We start from the raw sequence: 21,454 nt of genomic DNA, 5'->3' as shown, positions 1-21,454 counted from the left end.
CGAGCCTCGGAACCAGGCCATGGTGGCCTGGAGTCACTGCGCGAGGTTCTGCTTGACGTACAGGTGTTGAGGATGGGGGAAGCGACACGCGAGCCGGCCGAGTTCTCCCAGTCCCAACAGCGACGCCACCACACCAGTCCCTCGGCCACGGGAGCGCAGGTGGCCCAAGGCGGGAACTTGCCCTGAGCCGGGTGTCACCTGCCCCCGTGCTCCGTCTCCGCCCACGAGCTATCCAGGAACGGGCTGGGCCTGCCGTGCCAGAAGACGTCCACGCTGTCGCGGGCCCGGGTAGCAGCCACGAAGAGCAGGGATCTGGCCCGCTGGATCTCGTGTCGATAGCGCGTAGGTTCGACGTCACGCAGTCGGCTCACGTCCGCACGCGGGACGAGCCCGTCGGTCACGCCCGCGATGATCATCCGCTGGTATTCCAGCCCCTTGAACCGGAACATCGTGCCGATGTGCACGCCGGTGGAGCCGTTCGGTCCGTCGGAGCGGATCTCCACCGCGTCGATGCCGTGCAGCTTCAGCGTGTACCCCATCTCAGTCGCCATCTGGTTGGTCGGGACGCACACCGCGATCTGCTCGTGCGGGACAGCCGTGTCCGTGTCCGCGTCCCACCCTGAGATCAGAGCGGCCACGCCTTCCCGCTCGGCGTCCCAGTCCGGGAAGGCATGCCCGGCGGGGAGCCCGCCGTTGAGCACGGACCGGTAGCCGGCGAGGGTTTCCGCGCCGCCGTCGAGATCGTCGTACGTCGTCTCGCCCAGGACTCCGAGGGCCGAGCGCAGGATCTGCCGCGTGGTCCGGTAGCTGAGGGTCAGCTTCGCGGACCGGCCGCGGATGTTGATGCCTAGACTGCCGAGCGTCACCTGGTTCTTGTAGATGCGCTGGTGGGTGTCGCCCACCAGGAACAGGTCGTCCGACGTACGGGGGGCCATGGCGCGCAGCATCTTCCAGTGGGCGGGGCGCAGGTCCTGGGCCTCGTCCACCACGATGTGGCGGTAGCGGTGGCGCAGCCAGCCACCGGAGCCGTCCTGGAGGTGGATGTTGTCGAGGCCACCCGCTTCATCCCGCTGCCGTGCGATGTTCCAGATGCGTTGTTCGCGGCCCATCTCCAGGCGGGCCGCGCGCTCCGCGATCTGGTCCCAGGTCTGCCGTCCGAGCCGGTCGAGCCGCTGGGTGAAGCGTTCGGCGAGCTGCCAGATCTCGGCCCGTTCGGCGCGGCCGATGCTCTTGCCACGCCCGGCCCGCCGGGCCCGGAAGTAGTCGGTGCGGCTGCCGACGGCCTGGCCGAGGATGACCTGGGTCCACTCCTCGTGCAGAAACTCCGGGTCCCAGGTGTCCTCGCCCAGTTCGTCGAGCAGCGCGCGCCACTCGCGTACGGCCTGTCCGTCGTCGATGGCCTGCTTGCCGTTGCCGGGTTCGGCCTCGCGGACGACGCGGAGCGCCAGCTGGTCGACGTGACTCACCTCGACCCGGCTGAGCAGTTCGTCACCGCCCAGCTCCAGCAGCCGGGAGCGCAGGTCCGCGGCGAGGTTCTTGTTGAAGGTGGTGAGGAGGACGGGCTTGTCGTGCCCGGGGGAGAGCTGCCGGACGAGATGGCGCACCCGGTGCAGCGCGACGACCGTCTTGCCCGTCCCGGGCCCGCCTCCGACTCGGGCAGGACCGCTGTAGCGGCGCTCGACGAGCTTGGCCTGTGTGGGGTGCAGGAAGCTCTTCCACCGGCCGAAGTCACCGCTCTCCAGCGCTCCCCGGAGGTCCTCGTCCGTGGTGGTGACGACCGTCGCCGGCCGCTCGGCGGCTGCCGCGAGGTCGTCCGGGTCGACCGGCTCGGTGGCGGCCACCGGCCTGGTCACCTGGTCGAGTACGTCCTCGTACGACGCGCCGTCGAACAGCGCGATCAGCACCTCGCCGGTCAGCTGCGGCGCGTACTCGACGAGCCCGAGCAGCTGGTCCTCCGTCGTGAGCGTACGGATGACAGGCAACAGGGGTTCCGCGACACCGAGTTCGGTCAACTGACGGTCGGACCAGGCGGTGAACAGCGGTTCCGGGAGGGGTGCCGACAGCCGTGGTTCGGGAGTGGGCCGCGGCTGAGCGGTCGCGCCGGGCAGCCTGCCCAGGACGCTGTCCTCCAGGACCTCCAGATCGACGTACTCGATGCCGCCGGTGACCTGGTTGACGCCGTACGAGAGCCGGTTGTAGACGTCCTTGCGGTGCTTGACGGAGACGATCAGCCAGTCGTCGTCGGCGAGCCGCAGCAGCAGGGCACGGTACTCGTCGTTGACGCGTGCCGACCAGAGCCGGTGGTCGCCCTTGAGCTGCTGGAGCTTGAGACCGGTGGTGTGCGGGTTGGTCCTGAACTTGTGCTGGAAGTCGAAGAAGGCGCCCTTGACCGTGCGGGGCAGCTTGAGGATCTCCTTGTCGGCCCTGTCGAGCAGGCGCAGTGTGACGCCGGAGGTGGTCATCGCTTCGGCTCCCCGTCGTTGGTGCTGTTCTCGTTCCGGTCCCGGCCGTCGAGCCGGGCGATCAGTTCCGTGCTGTCCCACTCGTCCGCCGTACGGACCGTCCAGCCGGCCGCCGCGAAGGCGTGCTTCTGGTCCTCGGCCTCGTAGTCCGGCTCGTCGCCGGTCGCGCGGGGAGCCCTGACCACGCCGATCCGGACGTCCGGCCAGGCGAGTTCGGCCTGCCAGCCCTGACCGTCCAGTTCGTAGCCGTCCCGGGGGACCGGCACCGCCGCCGATGCCAACGCGTGTGCGAGGGCGGTGAGTTCCGGCTCCTCAGGGTCCAGCAACTCGATGACCTGGTCCCAGCGGGGATCCCGTCCGGGCCCCGTGCCGCCGGGCTGCTCGGCCACCTCCGGCTCCCGTGCGGTCGTCTCGTCCCCGATGACGGCGGGGACGGCCGGTACAGCGGGGACGGCCGACACTCCCACGGCGGAGGGCTCCTGCTCGGCCCGGTCGACCGGGACACGCATGGACGTCAGCCAGCCCTCTCCGCCGGTCACGGTGAGGACCTCGGGACGGAAGCCGTCGATCATGCTCGACGTCAGCTGCGCGCTGTCACCGCCGCCGTGTTCGAGGAACTGCAGCACATTGCCCCACCAGAGCCAGGCGCGCCAGCGCCGCTTGTGAGCCAGCCCCTCCTCCAGGGCCGCGACGCCGTCGTCGAGCACGGTCAGGCCCGTCCACACGGGTGGGATCCGTCTGCCGTCGGCGGCCAGCACCAGACGGCAGCCCGACGCGTCGGAGCCGTACAGCATCCGCACCGGCCCTGTGGTCCCGGCGGGCGCGCCCCCGCGCAGCGCCTCCTTGATGCCGGTCGCGGCCTCGGCGCCGGTGAGGGCGGCGCCGAGGGTCCCGTCCGCCCCGCTCATGCCCGCGGCCACCGCCTCAGCCCGCCGCCGCCAGCGTTCGGGATCGGGCGAGCGCAGGTAGGCCAGGAGCGTCCGCGCAGGGTTGACCCACATCGTCTCGGCCAGTTCGCCGGGCAGCCCGCGGCCCACCCGGTCGTAGTAGTCGCGGGCGCGTTGCTGTCCAGCGGTGCCGTAGGGCGTCCAGACGGAGGTGTCCGTGTCGGTCCCGGTGTATCCGGGGTCGTTGATCCGGCGGCGCCATGCGGTCACGTCGTGGTAGGTCAGTTGGAACACCCGCAGTCCCTCGGCGCGGAGCCTGGTGCGCTTCTTGGCGTCGTCGGCGAGCCGGTCGTGTTCGCGGGTGGCGTGGTACGCGTAGCCGTCGAGGTACAAGGCGACGCGGGGGCCGGGAGAGTCCAGCCGCTCCAGGAGTATGTCGGGCCGGGTGTCCTCCAGCGCGCGTTGCTGGGAGACACGCCAGCTCACGGTGGACCCGTCGGGTGCTGTGAGCCTGAGGTCCAGGGCATAGGTGCCGGCCGAGGTGGTGTAGGCGTCCGCCGTGGCCTTCGACTCCGGCAGCTTTGCCCAGTCCCGCAACGTCTCGACGAACAGGACCTCAAGGTCGCTCTCGGCCTGCCTCTGGAGCGGGATGTCCTGGGTGGTTGTCACCCGTGAGGTGCGCCAGCGTTCTCCGTCGGCTCCGAGCAGCTCGTCCAGCATCTGCCGGACCTCGTTGCGGCTGACCTTGTCGTAGTCGGAGGCCGGCACCCGGCGCAGCAGGCACTGGTGGCAGCCGTCCAGGCCCTTCTCCCGGCACGGGCAGTGCTCGATGACGTCGCGAGCCCTGAGCAGGACTTCCCGGAAGCCGTCCGAGGAGGCCAGCCGGTGCAGGTAACCGGTGCCGCCGGGCAGCCGGTCGTACACGACCAGGAAGCGCCGGGGCCAGTCGGCATCCGGGTCGCCCGCGTCGTCCGGCATGGTCGCCTCGGCGATGTCGATGTGGTCGGGATCGCCGCCGTAGCGGGCGGCGATTCCCGCGAACAAGGCGGCGGTGAACGACGCGAGGCGCTCCTTGACGCGGGCCACCGAGGCGGGCAGCAGGATGCGGACGGCCTCGGTGGTCAGTTCATGGGCCAGCAGCAGGGGCACGTCCCGGCCCGCGCCCTGCGCTCCGGCCGTGCCCGCTGCGGCGCCGCGGGCCCGTCGGCGCGGACACCACAGCAGATGGTGCGCGGAAGCCGGGGCGCTCGTGGCCCCCGACTCGGTGAGCGCGTGCTGGGGAACGTCCACCACCGGTCTGCCGTCCGCGGTCGCACCGCCGCACGAGGTGCAGACGTAGAACGGGTTGAGGCGGACGTCCTCCCCGGCGAGCGGCACCGTGCTGCTGCCGTCCTCGCGGTCGAGACCGAGGTTCAGGGTCCGGATCACGGCGTGGCGGGTGAAGTCCACACCGAATACCGCCTCGTCGTGCCGCCAGGATCCGGGAACGAGGCGGCCGGGGTCGATGTCGACGGTGGTGAGGGTCGCGTAGTGCCTGCGGTCGCGCTCGTCCCGGTCGTCGCGCACCCTGGCGTCTTCGCGCCTGTCGCGGGACAGCACTCGCCGGGGGCGCAGGACGTACTGGACGCAGCCCGCGTCGGCGATCTCCCGGCCACGGCAGCGTGGGCACGGCGTCGTGTCACGCTCGGCGTTCTCGGTCCGCACGTAACCGCAGGCGGGACAGAGCCGCCACACCGACCAGGCGCGCCGGTCGGGACCGCCGATGTCGAGGGCGCGCACCACGTGCCGGTAGCCGTTGACGTAGAAGCTGTTGCCGGGGGCGAGTTCGGTCAGGGCGAGCGCGCTGGACCGCTCGTAGTCCCGGGTCTCACTGCGGTACACCTTGGCGCCGGGCGGCCGGGCTCCCTCCTCCTGCGGCGTGTCCTCCTCGTCGGGGGTCTCCGACCAGTACAGCGTTGCTTCCAGCATGGTGGTGGTGTCCGTCAGGCTGTAGTTCGGCAGCAGCCCGAGGTCCACCAGCGTGGCGTGTGCGGCGGACTGGCTCAGTTCCCGCAGCAGGTCCCCGGCGGCACGGCGCTCGGCCAGCAGCTCGCGCCGCTCCCGGTCCTGTGAGTCGTCGGAGCGGGCCAGTTGCCCGGCCGCCTCGTCGATCGCCGCGATTCTGCGGCGCACCTCCTCGCGCCGGCCGGTCCAGTCCTCCTCGGCCTCCTGGAGCACCCGGACGATTCCCCCGGTCGCGTAGGCGCGCAGTTCGTCCGCCGCGTGCTCGGAGACGCCTTCCGTGTCGTTGTCCTGGCCGCCGTCGGCGGGGAACAACGCGAGGAACTCCTCCACAAGGCGCGCTCCGTGGGTCTGCGCGGCGTCCGCGAGATCCTGGCACCATCCGCTGGTACCGAACAGGGCGGACGACAGCCGGGGCACGGGCGCGAGAGTCTCGCCGTCCGAGGTCCGCAGTTCCCCGCAGGCCGCCAGGTCCAACAGCCGGGCGGTGTACTGGCGGCGCAGGATCTCCACGGCCGACAGATAGCAGCCCGGCGGCAGGATGGTCCCGGCGATCATTTCCCGCGGCTCGTCCAGGTAGTACAGGTCGCGCGCCCTGCGTCCGCCGAACGCGACCACCAGCGCGTTGCCCGTGCGTCGTCCGGCGCGCCCGGCCCGCTGCACGTAGTTGGCCGGTCCGGCGGGCAGCGAGCCGAGCAGGACGGCCGACAGATCGCCGATGTCGATGCCGAGTTCCAGGGTCGGGGTGCACGACAGGACGTTGGGGTCGGTGTAGTGCGTGCCCGCCTTGAAGGCGCGCTCCACGCGCTCGCGTTCGGGGCGGGTGAGCATGCCGGTGTGCTCGGCCGTCACCACGCGGAACGTGCCGCCCGTCAGGTAGAGGCGACGGTAGTAGTCCCGCCGGTAGTCCCGCTCCCGCACGGGCCTGTCGGGGCGGATGCCTTCGGCCCCGGCGTAGGACATGTCGTGCTGCGGCGCGGTGAGCCGTCCCCTGCACCGGTAGCGGGGGCAGGGATGGCCGTACCAGCGGGTGCGCCGCTCGGGGACGACGACCTGCTGCCAGCCGCAGTCCTCGCAGGCGACGAAGGCCTTGTTGACGACGGCGTCGTCGAGCAGGCAGACCTGGATGTGACCCGGCTGGATCCCGTACACCCGGGTCTGCCGGTCGCGGGTGGTCCGCGTCGACAGGACACCCGCGTCGGCGAGGTGGGGCAGCAGTCTGCGCAGGTACTCGGTCGCCCCGGCGGCGTCCAGGTCCAGGCATCTGCGGGTCCAGTCCTGGTACCAGCCCAGCCGGCCGGTGACCGCGTCGAACTCGGATCCGTCCTTCTGCCCGTCGAGCAGGAATCGCGGCGGAGCGACGCCCTCGGGGAAGGCGGGCATGCCGTCGGGCCTGCGACCGGAGATGAGATAGCGGTTGGTGCCGGTTTCCCGGATCCAGGTGTCGAGCCAGTGATGCCGCACCGCGCCGCGCAGCCGCAGCCGTTCCAGCAGGCCCCGGACATAGGCGAGGTAGCGTTCGGGGGTGGGTAGTCCGCCCACGGCCAGCAATTGGCCAGGCAGCGCCAGGTGCACGTCCCGTGCCAGGTCGGTGACGCCGTCGGGGTCGGCCAGCATCACCTCGGCCGCCGCGGTCCGGGTCAGTTCCAAGGTGCGGCCCATACGGCTGCGCAGCCCGAACTCCATGACCGTCGCGAAGGCCAGACGCTCGCCGATCAGCCGCCAGGTCCGCGCGTCGCCCGTGCCCCGGCCCGACAGCAGCCGGTCGACCCCCGGCTCGTCGTGGAGGTCGGGAGGCACCACGGCGGCCAGCGCCTCGGGGTCGTCCACCGACTCCAGGACGAAGCCGATCAGGTCGTTGAGCGCGGTCGGTGCCCCTGATTCGTCCAGGTTGTGCGCGAGCAGCGAGCGCAGTGAGAACTTGTACGAGGCGTTCGCGACGTATCCCGCCCGGTGTGCGGCGTCCTGGGTGGAGTCGTTGAACAGCAGCGTTTTGCGCTCCTCGGGGACGAGTGCGATGTCGCCGCCGGTGAACAGCTGGGTGACCGCCGCCGAGGCGAGGGCCGACTGGGCGGTACCGAGGAAGCGGATGCTGTTGTCGGTCTGGCAGGCCGGGCACCGGTCGTCCTTCGCGGCCTTGTCGGCGCTCTTGCGGTCAAGCACGGCCAGCGCGAACCAGGCGTCGACCAGCTCCCCGTCGTCCGCGGTGGTGGGCAGCCGGTAGGTGCCCCGTCCGCCGTCCAGGACGACGACGGACAGCGGGTCCACGCCGCCGTCCGAGGGCCGGGCGCCGGTCAGCGCGTCGAGTGTCCGCCGTCGCTCGCCGGGGGTGGCGGCGATGAAGTAGCGCAGCCGCCGCTTGTCCCGGCCGACGCCGGCCCGCCAGATGCGGTCCTGTGCGGTCACGAGCTGCTGCGGGTCGGCCTCGGGGGACAGGGCGGCCCACCCGGAGCGCCCGCAGTTGCGGCAGTACACGGCCGGAAGGTGCACCTGGGCGGGGCGCGGCGCGGTATCTGAGCCGGGCAGGGGCTCCGGGCGGCGGCTGGACGAATACGACGCCATGCTCCCGGAGGATGCGTCGGAGTCCTCCTCGCCGGGCGGCGCGGCGTTGAGCGCGGCCCGGCGCGCCGCGGTCCGGTCGTCCTCGTACCAGCGGAACTCGGGGGTTGGTCCCACTCCGCGCAGCACGCGTGTCACGGGCCGCACCCACAGGTGTGCCTCGATGTGCAGCAGCGGCCGGGGCCTGCGCTCGTCGGAGTCAGGGTCGCGGGCGGAGGACAGCAGCGCCACGAACCGGGACAGCGCCTGGAGCGCCAGCCGGGGGTTCTCGCGGGCGGTGCGGCCCCAGGAGTAGCCGAACCGGCCCAGCCGGTCCCGCAGCGTCCACTCGTCCAGCGGTTCGCCGTCGAGCAGCGACAGGACGCCGAGGGTGAAGTCGTGCCGCTTCAGCATCCGTCCGACGCGGAAGGCGTCGAGGCCGGACCGGCCCAGCAGCAGGGTGGCGAGCGTGTTCAGGTCCAGCAGGTCGGGCCGGGCCTCGACGTCCGGTCCGCCGGACACCGCGACGACCTCCTGCGGGGTCGGCGGCTCGGGCAGCTCGTAGTCGACGGCGCCGGTGAACTCCTCGGCGGTCATCCGCTCCTCGTCGATGACCGCGTCCGCCGCGAACGGCATCCCGAACACCCTGGCCGCCACGTCGAGGATGCCCCCGGCCTCCTTTCCGGGCGCTCCCTCGCCGAGGGTCGCGGAGGTCGCCACCGGGCAGATTGACCCCAGGGGCCGGCCCGGCCGGGCCGCGCCGGTGGCGGCGGCGAGCCTGCGCAGCAGCATTGCCACGTCGGTGCCCTGTGCGCCGTCGTACGTGTGGAACTCGTCCAGTACGACGTACGCGGGCTCGGCGCCCTCCCACAGAGCCCGGTCCTCGCCGCGCTGGAGCAGCAGGTCGAGCATCTTGTAGTTGGTGATCAACACATCGGGGGGCGAGAGGCGCATCTCCTCGCGCCGTGTCATCACCCGGCGGAAGTCGGTGTCGGGCCGGTCGCCGATGTACAGACCCGCCGTGACCTGGGCCAGCTCCGGACGGGCCAGGTATTCGGCGATGCGTCCCGCCTGGTCGGTGGCGAGCGCGTTCATGGGGTAGAGCAGTACCGCCTTGATCCCGCGCACGCCCTCGGCCTTCTGGCGCCGGCAGTGGTCCAGTACGGGAACCAGGAAGGACTCGGTCTTGCCGGAGCCGGTGCCGGTGGTCACCAGGGTCGGCCGGGCGGGCCCGTGCAGCGTGGACAGCCGGGCCCACGCCTTCGCCTGGTGCCGCCATGGAGCGAACCCGGGGAATCCCGCCGACCACTCCAGGTCGCGCCGCCAGCCGTCGTCGGCGACATGGAACGGTGTCCGGATCCGCAGGTAGGGCCCGCGGAAGATGCCGGTCTCGGGGTGCCCGAGGAAGCGTTCGAGGGCGCCGCGCGTGGTCTCGTCGGAGAGGGCGTACGTCGTCGTGAGGTACTGCGTCAGACTGCCGCGGAGCTGCGCGGCGGCCATGGTGGGCTTCACGACGGTCCCCCTTGCGATGCCGGTGCCCTGGTGATCGGTACCACCGTATATCCGCGGCGCGGTCGGTCCCGACGGCTTATCACCGACCGGAGCCGCAGGTCAGGTGGGCTGGCTACCAGGCGGCCAGCTCGGCGACGAACTCGTCGTACGACCGGTTCTTCCCTTCGGGCCGGATGACCTTCCCGTCCACGCCGAGCGCCTTCTCCATGATGCGGGGGGCGTCCGACACCTGATACGGGGGTTTCCACGGGTGCTCTCTGAGGACCTTTTTGGGGTCGTGGACCTTGGCGAGGTCGCAGCTTTTGTACCTGGCCTTGAGAACCCAGCCGGAATTGACCTTGGTGAACGCGGAGGGGAACTGCATGAGCCAGGCCTCCGTCTCGAAGGCCGCCAGAGCGACCGCCGACGGGCACGAGAAGGCGTTCTGGAGTTCGTCGCTGATGCGTTTGCGGACCTCGACGTACTTCTCCTCGTTGACCAGGTCGAGGTCCACGTGCACCACGAGGCCCGCCAGCTCCGACCGCAAGGAAGCGGCCTGCACCAGTCTGCGGAGTTTGTCGATGCGCGGGGTCAGTTCCTTGTCGGCCGGTCCGAGGCAGGTTTTGTCCCGGAGGTTGACGATCTTCGCATCCGGGCGGAAGGCCCGGACGAGGTGCCAGAGGACCTTCCGGTCGAAGTCACCCTCGCCCGCGACGACTATGACGGAGTCCTTCTTCGGGCCGGCCTTTCCCTTGCCTTTCACAGCCCGCCCCCCAACGTGTTCGCGAACCACAGTTCCCCGATGGGCATGCCTTCGGACGCTTCGATGACCTCGCGCACCTCGTCCGGTGTGAGTGCCGGGATGCGTGACGATCCGTCCGCGTCCCGCTCGCAGACCACGAACTCGTCCGGGGTCAGTTCGCTGACGAACACGGGGGAGTGTGTGGTGACCAGGAACTGCGCCCGGTGGCTCGCCTCCCGTAGTCGCACCGCGAGGAGTTCCAGCGCGTGCGGATGGATGCCGTGGTCGATCTCCTCGATGCAGGTGAGAGCCGGCGGCTCGGGGTCGTGGAAGATCGACAGCAGACACAGGACGCGCACCGTTCCGAAGGAGGCGTCTTCCAGGCGGGTGCGTCCCCGCAGGCCTTCTTCCTCCAGCTCGATCGAGAGGTGGTCGTACGTCCCCGGGGTGTCCACGATGTGGATGTCTCGGATTTGAGGGATCACCGCTCTGACGTCGTCCAGCAGCGCCTCCCAGATGGACCTGCGGCCCTTTTCGCCTCTGATGGCCCGGAGTGTCTTGAGGAAGTCCGCGAGGTTGGAGGCGTCGTCCTTCAGGTGACGCCCCGAGCTGCTGATAGGGGAGGGTTTCCGCGCCTCCCGCACATCCGGATCGAAGACGCGGATGCCGGCGAGGTGTCCTTTGATCTTCTCCACCGCGTGGGCCGTCGGGCTGTCCGCGACCCAGGGCAGTCGCTGGTGGAGAGCGGACGCCATCCGGTCCAGTCCGACGGCGTCCTTCAGGCCGTCGGACGCGAGGGAGCTGCTGATCTCCGCGGTCGCGCTCTTGAGGTTGAGGGAGGTTTCCGTGTCCTGACGAGGGTGCTGGGTGAACCGCTCCTGCCGGTAGAGGACTTGGCTGCGCGATGACACGCTCCGCCGGTTGACGCTCAGCTCATAACTGTCCGGCTGCTCCTTCGACGCGTAGTCCGACCAGATGCCCTCGATTCCGATCGTGATCCGGGACACCGGTCTGGAACCGCCTCGGAAGGCCACGGTCTCGAAGCCGCCTCGCTCTTCCAGCGCCTTTTCGATCCCGTCTTCGGACACGCTGCGCAGGAACTCCAGAGCGTGGAAGACGTTCGACTTGCCTGCCGCGTTCGGGCCGACCATGACGGTCAGCGGCCCGAGCGGCAGTTTCGTGTCGGTCAGGGTGCGGAAGTTCCGCACGGTCAGACCGAGTATCCGGTGGTTCACGCCTCGCGCCCATCCTGGAACAGCCGGGCGGCGACGCCCGGTCAGCTAACTGGTCGGCGCACGGCGGACGGTCCCGAGGCATGCCGCTGAGTGCCGCTCAGTTCCCCATGTGCATCGTCCACTTGGCGCGTCCGACCACCGAGCATCACGAAGCGTACAACTTACGTCACACCGTCACCAGGTACTTGAACACATCGGCCGTGCGGGCCGAAAACGCTCTCTTTTCAAGTGCTTCGGAGCGAACGGACTCTGGTGGGAAGGGATGCGCACGGACGGTGCCGAGGGGGAGCCGCGATGTCCGGACCGCTCTATGTTCCCGTTCTGCCGACGCGGCCGCACGCCGCCGCGGCGCTCCGGCTGCTGTGGCCGGACGTCCGGGCCGCGATCAGGCCGCTGTGGAACCTGCCGCCGCTGCCCGGAGCAACCCCGGAGACACTGGCCACGCTGGTCGGCAAGTACGTCGACCCGGTGAGCGCGGTTAGCCGTCACGGCGGATGGATCGACGCTCCCTTCGGCGAGGACTCGCAGACCGCTGCCCTCGCCGAAGCACTGTCCGTCTACTGCGAGTTGGGACGGCTCCGTCCGGTGACCGGTCCGGAGCGGACCGAGGCGCAGCGGACGGGAGCCGTGGAGACGGCCCGCCGCTGTCTGCGCGGACTGGGCGTTCGGGTGCGGGTCCCGGGGGAGTGGGACGACGGACTCGGGGAGGGCGTCCGGGACCTGCTGGCCCGAACCGGTCCTGAGGTGCCCGTGGATCTGCTACTCGACATGGGCGCGGTCCTCGACGACCGGCCCGACGCGGGCAAGGAGGCGCTGCGCGCCCTCGACGCGCTGATGCCCTTGGCGGTCTGGCGGAGCGCCGCTCTGCTCGGAGGGGGCTTTCCCCGGGTTACCGCCGACATGCTGGAGGAAGGATGGTGTGAGGGGTCGCGGGCGGAGTGGCGCATGTGGCACGAGGTGCGCGCCACGGGCAGTGCCTATGCTCCGCTGCTCGGTTACGGCGACTACGGGGTGCAGCCCCCGAGTGCCCTCGCGCAGGCCCCGGCACCCGGGAGGAAGGGGGGCCCGCCCTGGGGCGTGCTCCGCTACACCACCGACAGCTCGTACCTCATGTTCAAGACGCTGACCCGGGGGCCCGACCGGATCGCCGTCAACCGTAGCGCGGCCCGCCGGATCGTCGAACTGCCTGAGTTCAGGGGGGCGGGGGCCGGACAGGGCGAGGAATGGCTGAGCGACTGCGCACACGGCCCGCTCTCGACCAGCGAGGGCGTGGGCGGGCCCACAGAGTGGTTGCGGGAGGGCAATGTCCAGCACATGACGCACCTCGTGCGGAGCCTGCCCGGCGGCTGAGCGGCCGCCGGGCTTGGCCGCCCCGGTCCAGCAGCGAGCCCGGCGCTCAGTCGAACAGCGGTGCCAGCGCGGGGTCGCCCGCGATGATCCGCCAGGCGGGCACCCGCACCGTCCGGCTCACCGGGCAGGGCTTGGCCCCGTGGCCACCGGAGGGCAGCCCGGTGAGCAGGTCGCCTCGCGCGTGGGTCAGCCGGAGATGCCGGGCGGGGTCCGCGCCGGGCCCCGGGCCGGGGTCGATCAGCACCGCCGTGTTCTCGCCGGAGTCGGTGAACAGCAGGTCCACCGGGTGGCCGCCCACCAGCACGGCCCGCTCCAGATCGGTGATGCCCCGTCCGGCCAGGTACCGCTGCAGGCGGTCGGCGAGGTCCGAGCGGGCCTCGGTTACCGGGCCCGGTGTGCCGGCCTCGGCCGTCGTGCCGTCGTCGCCCGCTCCCAGCGGTGCCGAACGCGCGGCGAGGAGGGCGGGCAGGCCGCTCTGGTCCTGCCAAAAGGCACGGCCGCCCACCGTGATCAGCTGCGACTTGGCCCGGGTGACCGCCACGTTCCACAGGTTGACCTGGCTCGCGACCCAGTGCGTCGTCCGGGGCGGTGTGTTGTGCGCCGCCACTGGGCTGAGCACCATCACGTCCCGCTGTCCGCCCTGGAAGGTGTGGACGGTGCCGACCCGGACGCGGTCGTCGTCCCGCCAGATCCGTGCCAGTGTCTCCTTCTGCGCCCGGAACGGCGTGACCACTCCCATCGTCGCGTCCGGCGGAAGCCCCGCCAGCAGTGCGTCGACCACGCGCCGGACGGCCGCCTCCTCCTCCGCGTTCCGCCAGGACTGCCCGTCGCCGCCGCGCGCCGACTCCCCGGACGGTACGTCGACCCAGCCGAGCACCGGTGCCGGGTCAGCCGCTCCCACCGGGTCGTACGACGGCACCTGCCGGCGCACGTCGGTCAGCACCCGCAACCGGCCGCCGTAGCAGTGCCCGTTGACGACGTCCGCGATCCGAGGGTGGCAGCGGTAGTGCTCGTCGAGGAGCAGCGCGCTGTCGCCGTGCTGTTCGGCCGCGTGATACGAGGAGTACACGTGGTAGGTGAGGCGGTGGTGCTCCAGTTGCGCGGCGCTCAGCCCGGCCCGTACCCGCGCCTGACGCTCCTGCTGCGGGGACACCCCGGGGATGTGCCCGAGCTGCATGGGGTCACCGATGACCAGTGCCCGGCGGGCCCGGAACAGCAGCGGCAGCACCGACGGGATGGAACACTGGCTGGCCTCGTCGATGACCACGAGGTCGAACAGCTTCGGGGCGAGCTCCAGTTGCCGCAGCGAGTGGGTGCTGACGGCCCACCCCTTGATGTGCGTCATCAGGTTCTTCTGGCTGCGCTGGTAGCCGGAGCGGCGGCGGAGCGCCTGGAGCCGCTGGTTCATGAGCCCGGTCGCCCGGTCCAGGGCCTCGGCGGACAGCGCGCGGGACAGTTCCGCCGACAGCCCGGACAGCGCCTCCGCCGTCGCGAAACGGGCTTGCCTGAGCCCTTCCTCGTCCCATTCCCCGTGCCGGTGGACGAGTTCCCGTACCTCCCGCTCCACGGACACGATCCCGGCCAGGGACTCCAGCAGTTCGGGCGGCACGGGTCGCCGGGTCGCCCACTCCGGCCATGCCGGTCCGGCACCGTCCGGGCGCTCGGTCCCCGCCGAGACCAGCGCGGCGAGCGCGCGCCCGCGCCGCCATGCCCCCAGCTGCCACCAGCGGGCCCCGGCCGTCTTCCGCGCCCGCTCCGCCCACCGGCCCAACGCCGCCACGCCGTCGACGTCCGCCGCCCAGGCCCCTTCCAGCAGGGACAGGGGCAGCTCCAGGGCCGCTGCCCGCTCCTCCCTGTCGCGGAGCAGTTCCAACAGCTGTCCTTCCTCGCCGACGTGGTGTGCCGCCTGCGCCCGCAGCCGGTCGGCGTTTCGCCGGGTGTTGCGCAGCTCGCCGCCCACGGTGGCCGACCCGCGCCGCGATGCCCCGGCCGGTTCGGCGAGCAGCCGTTCCAGTTTGGCCGCCTCCCGCTCCAGCGCCTCCGCGTTGCCGGTCCGCATGAGCAGGCCGGGCGCGATGTCGTCGCAGCGCTGGGCGACGACGTTCACGGCCTCGTTGTTCGTGGAGGCGACCAGCACCGACTGTCCCGCGGCGACACAGGTGGTGACGACCGCCGTGACGACCTCGCTCTTGCCCGTGCCGGGCGGCCCGGTCGCCACCGTCAGCGGCTGGGTCATCGCCGACGAAATCACCAGTTCCTGGCTCTCGTTGCACGGTCCCGGAGCGACCGGCGTCACCGGGCTCGCCGCGACGGCGGTCGGCGCAGGCACCTGCCGGGCCCCGCCGTTCAGCAGCGCGTCCAGGGCGGTGCCCGCGATCTGCGTGGTCCGCGCGGAGATCTGGAGTAGGTTCTCCACCAGTGCCTGGGTGGCCATGGCCTCCGCGCCCGAAGGCACCAGCAGCACGGCCGCGTTGTGCGCGCCGGGCCGCAGAGCCTGCATCACCGTGCGGTCGCTCAGCGCGGACGGGTCCAGCGGTTCGAGTTCCGGCAGCCCCAGCTCGTCCAACAACTCCCTTATCGCGCGCAGCATCTGCGCGTCATTGCCCTCCTGCCAGGCCGGCTGCCAGCGCGCGACCAGGTCGGCCGCGTCACCCGCGTCCAGGAGTTCCGACACGACCCCGCTGTGCAGGGACGGCACCCCGCTGGGCCGGAGCACGTCCCGGCCCTCCTCGTCCGGCGCCAGCTCCATCTGCTGGATGAGCAGCGGCGCCAGCTCCACCGTCGCGCGCCGCCCCCGGCCGGCGTCCCGCGCGGGCAGCGTGATCGCCGGATAGCCGTACCAGTACTCCTGCCGTGTCCCCGCCTCGGTGTCCGGGCCGCTTCGCCCCTCCTGCAACCCGAGCAGCGCTCCGGGCGCGACGATGTTCGGTCCGCGCCCCGACTGGATGGTCTCCTCGCCCTGGATCAGCAGGAAGTACTTCTTGTTCCGGCCGCTGTCCCGGTCCGGCCGCATTCCGGCCGCCGCCTGCGCGGTGAGGCAGTCCGCGTAGTACCGCAGCAGCCGCTGCCGGTCGACGCCGTCCCGCTCGTCCGCCTCCGCCAGCTCCCGGGCCTTCAGCAGCGCGGGGGAGCGCCGGGCGGTTCCGACGGCGTCCTGGGGCGGCGCAGCGAGCCGTACCGGCCGTGCCACCGATCGGGCGAAGGGAAGACTCCGGGTCGCCCTGATCGTGGACTTGGTGGGCCGCTGCTCCTCCGGAACGCCGTCGCGGGTCATCTGGGCGGTCAGGTAGTCGAAGAGGTCGTCCGGGGTGATCCAGCCGCCGTCCTTGATCCGGCCGTTGCGCAGCCCCTCGACGATCTCCCCGGTGAACCGGGAAGTGCCGAGGTTCGAGCCGAGCGGCGCCATCGCGGACGCAGCCTGGAGGGCGTCCGACGCGGTGATGAAGTACACGCCGGTCGGCCGCAGCAGGGTGCTCGGCGCGGGCCGGTCCGGTTCCCCCGACGGGCCCTTCGCGGTCCAGCCCTGCACGACGGACCCGCTGGAGCAGCAGTCCAGCAGCACCAGTTTGGAGGCGGCCCGGCAGGACTGCAGCATCCGCTCCAGGAACTCCGCCGGTACGGCCGTGCCCGGCAGGTCGGCCGGGTCGGTGTCCCGGGTCAGGAAGTACAGCTGGCCGTCCTGCTCGCAGTACTCGCCGTGCCCGCTGAAGTAGAGCAGCGCCGTCTCACTCGGCTGCCGTGCCTCCAGGAACGTCTCGACCGCGTGCAGCATCTCCGCGCGCGTCGGCTCGGCGGCCAGCGCGCACTCGTTGTACATGCCGATCTCGGTGTTCTCCAGCACCGCCCGCATGTAGTGCAGATCGGCCCGTACGGCCGGGAGTTCGGCGTACGTCTCGCTGTCGTACGTGGAGACGCCGACGAGTAACGCGTGCCGGTCGTTGTCGGTCATCGCCGCTCAGCCCGCCGTCGTCGCCGTCGTGCCGTCGTCGACCCTGTCGTCCGCGAGGAACCGCTCGATGAGCGTGTCGTCCTCGCGGGCCTCCTTGCCGGTGATGTGCAGGACCGCCCCGTCGGGCCGCTTGACCACGATGGTGCGCTGCGGGACCCGCGCCAGCCACGTCTGCACCAGCGCGACGACGAACGAACCGGCGCTCAGCAGCAGCCCGACGGTCTCGGCGGACGGCCCGCCCTTGTCGCCGGCCCCCGCCAGACTGCCGGGCTCGGGAAGGTCCAGCCTGGCCGTGGGGTCCACCTCGCCGAGCGCGGCGAGCAGTTCCCGAGCGTCCTTGCGGGCGCGCAGCGGATCCTCGTCGACGACGGAGATCAGGTATCCGGTGTGGTTGTCGGGCATGGCGGTCTCGTACTCCCCCTGGATTCACCGGCTCCTTGCCGGGCGAACGAGACTAGTGGCCGCCACTGACACCGGGCGGCCAAGTGGGGCCGCCGTCGCGGCCGTTGGCGTGAAACCGGTCGACGATGGCCGGGTCGTGCGTGTCCCGCGTCAGGCCCAACTCCGCCCACACGGTCTTCCCCGGCGCGCCCACACGCGGGGTGACCGCCCAACGGGTCGCCAGCCCTGCCACGATCAGCAGGCCCCTGCCGGACTCCGCGTCGCCGGGCGGCTCCAGGTCGGAGAGCAGCGGCACGCGTTCGGTTCGCGTGTCGGTGACCTCGACGCGCAGGGAGTCGGTGTTCTCGGTGAGCCGCACGTGGAAGTCGCGTCCGCTGACGTGCCCGTGCTGGAGTACCGGTAGGCCACTGGCGAGGTTTCCGCTGTGCAGTCCCTTTTCCAGTGGCCCCCGGCCCGAACCCGCCGTGCACCCTTTCGGTGCAGCGGGCTCTCCAGTGACTACTGCGTGCTGTTCACCCGGGTTACGTATGGATGCTTCCGTGACAAGGCGGGCAGACCACGAGGGTTCTGCGTCGTTTCTTGAGCATCAGTTGCGCCCATGCGGGCTGTTCTCCTGCGCTTCTTAGCTCTGCGAGGGAGCGAACTTGGTGTACTTGCACTTCAGTTCGGCTCTCGCAGAGTTCACACTGTCCGCGTTGTAGCCGGTCGATGAGTTGGCTGCCGCGCGGGCGGCTGCGTGGGGTGAACAAGGTGGACGGGAGGTCGTCGAGGACGGCCGTCCGTTTCCGGGTGAGGGGAATGCCACCGAACCGTGCGGTCAGTGGTTTCCTGCCCTCGCGTTCGATCCTGGCCTCGAAGCACCTGCGTGGTCCTTGGGGTGTCCTGATGGTTGTTTTGTAGCGGTTGGCCATCGTGGTCACCCTTGACCGGTGCCGGGCGGCCAGGGTCTTGAGCATGGAGGTCAGCATGACCCCCTTGAGCCGGTCGAGTCTCCAGACGTCGCCGGCCAGCAGGTAGTACTGAACGATGCCCCGGTACTGCGCTCCGTAGATGCCGATGATGTCGAAGGGTGTGCAACTCGTCAGCGGGAGCAGGTGCGTGGGTTTGCCACGGCGGAGGAACGGGGCGCATTTGGCCTTGATCACGTCTTTGGGCACACGGAGTTGTATCTTCCCGTTGATGGAGCGGAGGCCGCGATTGATGCGACCACCCCGGGAGACCTTTTCGTCTGCGTGCTGGACGGTGATCTCGTAGCCGAGGAAGCGGGCCGCCTGGGTGCGGCCGTGGGTGATCAGCGTCTTGTCCTGGTTGAGTTCCAGCTTGAGGTCGTCGCGCAGGAATGTGGCCAGGCGCTGTTTGATCGTCTCGGCTTCGGCCTTGGGTCCGATGAACCCGAGGAGGTGATCGTCCGCGTAGCGGATGTAGCGCAGCCGCCGGTAGCCCGGGTCGTGTGGATCTCCGGCCGGATGACGGCGTAACTCCTTTCGCCATTGGCGGACTTGGGCGGACTCGGTGTTCTCCTTCCTGTAGGCGAGCCGCTTCCGGGCAGCCCCGATCGCGTTCTCCAGCTCCTTGTAGGCCGGGTTCTTGCGGCGGGTTTTCCCTCGGGCGTATTCCGGGATGAGAACTGTCTCGACGAATGTGTCCAGCCGGTCCATGTAGATGTTGGACAGAAGCGGGGAAAGCACACCGCCTTGCGGGGATCCCGACAGCGTGGCGTGCCATCTCCAGTCTTCCAGGTATCCCGCCTTCAGCATCTGTCGGATGAGGCGGAGGAACCGGTTGTCGTGGATCTTCTCCGACAGGATGGCCAGCAGGACTTCATGGTCCAGCGAGCCGAAGCAGTCGGAGATGTCTCCTTCAATGAACCAGGTTGTCCCGGTCCAGTTGTATGTCACCTCGGACAGTGCCGTGTGACAGCCCCGGCCGGGGCGGAAACCGTGGGATCGGCCGGAGAAGCGCGGCTCGTAATACGCCTCTAACAGAAGGCGGATCACTTCGCCGACGAGTTTGTCCGACCAGGACGGCAGACCGAGCGGGCGCGTTTTTCCGTTTGATTTCGGAATGTGGACGCGCCTTACCGGGCGGAAGCGGTAACGCTCGTGGCGCATGGCTTCGATGATGTGCCCGATCTTGGCTCCGGACATGCCGTCCGCGGTTTCCCCGCAGGCTCCGGGTGTCATCGCGCCGTGGTTGGCGTAGATGCGCCCGTATGCCAGTAGATACAGGTTCGGGTTGAACAGTTGTCGATACAGTTCATCACACGGCAGGTTCTGCCTGCCGCGTTCACGCAGGACATCAAGCACCGTTTCGGCGTTCTGCATTACGCATACCTCCCAGCATCGTGATGTCCGATCACCTGGCCCCCTTCGCCCTGCGGACGGTTTTCCCGTCCTCCTTGGCAGGTCGTTATTCCTGCGACTACTACGGGGCCTCCGTCACCTTGGGGCTCGCGCCCTTTAGGTGATCCCATGTTCGTCTCTGTTGTACGTATCTAGCGCGACTTAGGCGCCCCACTCATCTCCTTGAATTCCCTCACTGGGAATCAGTCCGCGCCCCGAAGGGTGTGGTGGATACGCAATTACTCCACCACAGGACGCGGCATCGGTGTCAGGTAGGTTTCCGATGGATGCCAGCCCTTTCATCCCTTGGAGATTGGGGTTCAGGCAGTACAGCTTTCGCCGTATCGCGCGGGTCCCTCTACGCATCACTTCCATACCTGAACGTGATCGTTGATTTCCTGGCATGCTGCTGTCCCCTTCACCTTTCGGATCCAGGTAAGCCATCAGACCCAGGAACCTCCCTTCAGTTCCTCCCGGTTGAACCGGGGATACAACAGAGCGCCTCATGGCGCACCGGCGTTGGCGGTCAACTCGGCGGTGATCAGGGTGAGCGTGTCGTTGACCCGGCCGTCGTACGGATGCCCCCACGTGTCGAGCCGGTGGGAGACCAGCCTGCGGGCGAGGCGCGCGCCGCGCGGGCAGGAGGTGAAGGCCATCGCGAACTCGTGGCGGGGGCGGGAGCAGGTCTCGGTCCGGGGCGCGGATTCGCCTGCGGCTTCGGCTTCGGCTTCGACTTCGGTCTCGGCTTCGGCTTCGGCTTCGGGAGTTCGCCGTGTGGGGGAAGTTCGGCTGTTCATGTGGCCCACGTTGCCGGTGCGGTCCTAGCGTGACCAGATACGGCGCGCACACGGAGAGTCGCTGTAGGTGTGCGGTACGCGCGTGTAGGCGGGACGGAGCGTGACGGCGGGCGCGGGGGCGCGTTGGCCGGGGGAGGTGGTACGGGGTGAGTGAACCGACGGGACTTGTGGACGAGGCGTCGGACAGCGGTGACGGCGACGGAGAGGGACGGCAGCCGGAACCCGACGCCGGCTCAGGTGTTCTGCGGGTCTTCGGGCGCCAGTTGAAGCGGTTCCGGGTGCGGGCGGGCCTGGAGCGGCCCGAGTTCGGCTCGCTGACGGGGTATTCGGTGTCCACCATCGCCGCGTACGAGCAGGGGCGCCGGGTGGCTCCGCCGAGGTTCATCGACCGGGCGGACGAGGTGTTGGATGCGGGCGGGGTCCTCCAGGAGATGAAGGAGGAGGTGGCTCGGGCCCAGTATCCGGCGTTCTTTCGGGATGCGGCCAGGTTGGAGGGGGAGGCGGTTGAGCTACACGTCTACGACACGCACCTCATCAACGGGCTCTTGCAGACGGAGGAGTACGCGCGAGCCGTGTTCACGATGCGGCGGCCGCTGCTGAGCGACGAGACGATCGAGGAGCGGGTCGCCGCACGTCTCGCGAGGCAGAAGATCTTCAGCCGTCTGCCGATGCCGACCCTTAGCTTCGTCATCGAGCAGTCTGTGCTGACACGGCCCCTGGGCGGCAGCTACGTGATGCGCGGTCAGTTGGAGCAGCTTCTGCTGTGCGGACAGCGGCGAAACGTTGAGATCCAGGTCATGCCGAACGCGCGGGACGAGCACGCCGGTCTGGCTGGCCCCTTCACCTTGATCGAGACGCAGGATGCGCGGAGGATCGCCTATGTGGAGGCATACAAGCACAGTCGTCTCTATACGGATCGGGGCACCGTCCGTGAGCTTGAAGAGCAGTACGGTCTGCTACGAGCGCAAGCTCTCACGCCCCGCGAGTCGTTGACCCTCATTGAGGAACTGTTGGGAGAGACATGAACACCGACGTCGATGAAGTGGCTACTTGGCGCACGAGCAGCTACAGCAGTGGTGAGGGCGGCCAGTGCGTCGAGGTGGCTGTGCTCCCGGACGTTGTCCGCGTGCGGGACTCCAAGGACGTCGATCGACCCGCCATCCCGGTCACCGCTGATATCTGGGAGACATTCGTCGGCTTTGTGGCGCAGTAAGTGCCTGGTCTGCCCCCGGTTGTACGCCGGGGGCAGACCTATGTA

General features: G+C 70.1%; 11 protein-coding genes and 1 pseudogene. 3 read left to right on the top strand and 9 right to left on the bottom strand.

The annotated features are described in order from the left end of the window. Positions 1 to 194 precede the first annotated feature (194 nt). The 4 genes from ACQCO7_RS12490 to ACQCO7_RS12475 all read right to left on the bottom strand — a co-directional run bounded on the left by ACQCO7_RS12490 (position 195) and on the right by ACQCO7_RS12475 (position 11,356). Positions 195 to 2,462 (bottom strand): UvrD-helicase domain-containing protein, encoded by a 2,268-nt coding sequence (locus ACQCO7_RS12490; protein WP_464071887.1) that lies wholly within the window; start codon positions 2,460 to 2,462, stop codon positions 195 to 197. Next, positions 2,459 to 9,400 (bottom strand): DEAD/DEAH box helicase, encoded by a 6,942-nt coding sequence (locus ACQCO7_RS12485; protein WP_464071886.1) that lies wholly within the window; start codon positions 9,398 to 9,400, stop codon positions 2,459 to 2,461. Before ACQCO7_RS12485 ends, ACQCO7_RS12490 begins: the two co-directional genes overlap by 4 nt. A gap of 112 nt (positions 9,401 to 9,512) precedes the next feature. Further along, positions 9,513 to 10,142, bottom strand: a complete 630-nt coding sequence (locus tag ACQCO7_RS12480) for a hypothetical protein (RefSeq protein ID WP_329524242.1) — start codon at positions 10,140 to 10,142, stop codon at positions 9,513 to 9,515. Next, positions 10,139 to 11,356, bottom strand: a complete 1,218-nt coding sequence (locus tag ACQCO7_RS12475) for an AAA family ATPase (RefSeq protein WP_329524243.1) — start codon at positions 11,354 to 11,356, stop codon at positions 10,139 to 10,141. The genes ACQCO7_RS12480 and ACQCO7_RS12475 overlap by 4 nt, the downstream gene beginning before the upstream one ends. Positions 11,357 to 11,650: 294 nt before the next feature. On the opposite strand from ACQCO7_RS12475, the gene ACQCO7_RS12470 reads away from it, so the two are divergent. Further along, a complete protein-coding gene (locus ACQCO7_RS12470) occupies positions 11,651 to 12,706 on the top strand; it encodes a beta family protein (RefSeq protein ID WP_403347069.1) in 1,056 nt (351 codons plus the stop codon). Between the two features lie 46 nt (positions 12,707 to 12,752). Here the strand turns inward: ACQCO7_RS12470 and ACQCO7_RS12465 are convergent, their stop codons facing one another. The 5 genes and pseudogenes from ACQCO7_RS12465 to ACQCO7_RS12445 form a co-directional block, all read right to left on the bottom strand. After that, entirely contained in the window at positions 12,753 to 16,655 is a 3,903-nt protein-coding gene (locus tag ACQCO7_RS12465) for a caspase, EACC1-associated type (protein WP_464071885.1), read from the bottom strand. 6 nt (positions 16,656 to 16,661) lie between these two features. Further along, on the bottom strand, positions 16,662 to 17,057 hold the full coding sequence (locus ACQCO7_RS12460; protein WP_329524246.1) for an effector-associated constant component EACC1: 396 nt from the start codon (positions 17,055 to 17,057) through the stop codon (positions 16,662 to 16,664). A 52-nt stretch (positions 17,058 to 17,109) separates the two neighbouring features. Next, the gene (locus ACQCO7_RS12455; RefSeq protein ID WP_464071884.1) at positions 17,110 to 17,415 is read right to left on the bottom strand and encodes an ATP-binding protein; all 306 of its coding nucleotides are present in this window, start codon (positions 17,413 to 17,415) and stop codon (positions 17,110 to 17,112) included. Positions 17,416 to 17,578: 163 nt separating this feature from the next. Continuing rightward, positions 17,579 to 19,381 carry a reverse transcriptase domain-containing protein gene (locus tag ACQCO7_RS12450; protein ID WP_464071883.1) on the bottom strand — a complete coding sequence of 601 codons (1,803 nt, stop codon included), beginning with the start codon at positions 19,379 to 19,381 and terminating at the stop codon, positions 17,579 to 17,581. Positions 19,382 to 19,914: 533 nt separating this feature from the next. Further along, positions 19,915 to 20,055 (bottom strand): annotated as a pseudogene (locus ACQCO7_RS12445) (ATP-binding protein); the annotation flags it as partial. Between the two features lie 287 nt (positions 20,056 to 20,342). Between ACQCO7_RS12445 and ACQCO7_RS12440 the strand changes: the two are divergent. Together ACQCO7_RS12440 and ACQCO7_RS12435 are read left to right on the top strand one after the other, a co-directional pair. Further along, the gene (locus ACQCO7_RS12440; protein ID WP_329524248.1) at positions 20,343 to 21,221 is read left to right on the top strand and encodes a helix-turn-helix domain-containing protein; all 879 of its coding nucleotides are present in this window, start codon (positions 20,343 to 20,345) and stop codon (positions 21,219 to 21,221) included. Further along, on the top strand, positions 21,218 to 21,409 hold the full coding sequence (locus tag ACQCO7_RS12435; protein ID WP_329524249.1) for a DUF397 domain-containing protein: 192 nt from the start codon (positions 21,218 to 21,220) through the stop codon (positions 21,407 to 21,409). Before ACQCO7_RS12440 ends, ACQCO7_RS12435 begins: the two co-directional genes overlap by 4 nt. The last annotated feature ends 45 nt before the right edge of the window (positions 21,410 to 21,454 follow it).

The organism is Streptomyces saintjeani (assembly GCF_055409605.1).
This window is presented reverse-complemented; position numbering and strand designations above follow the sequence as displayed.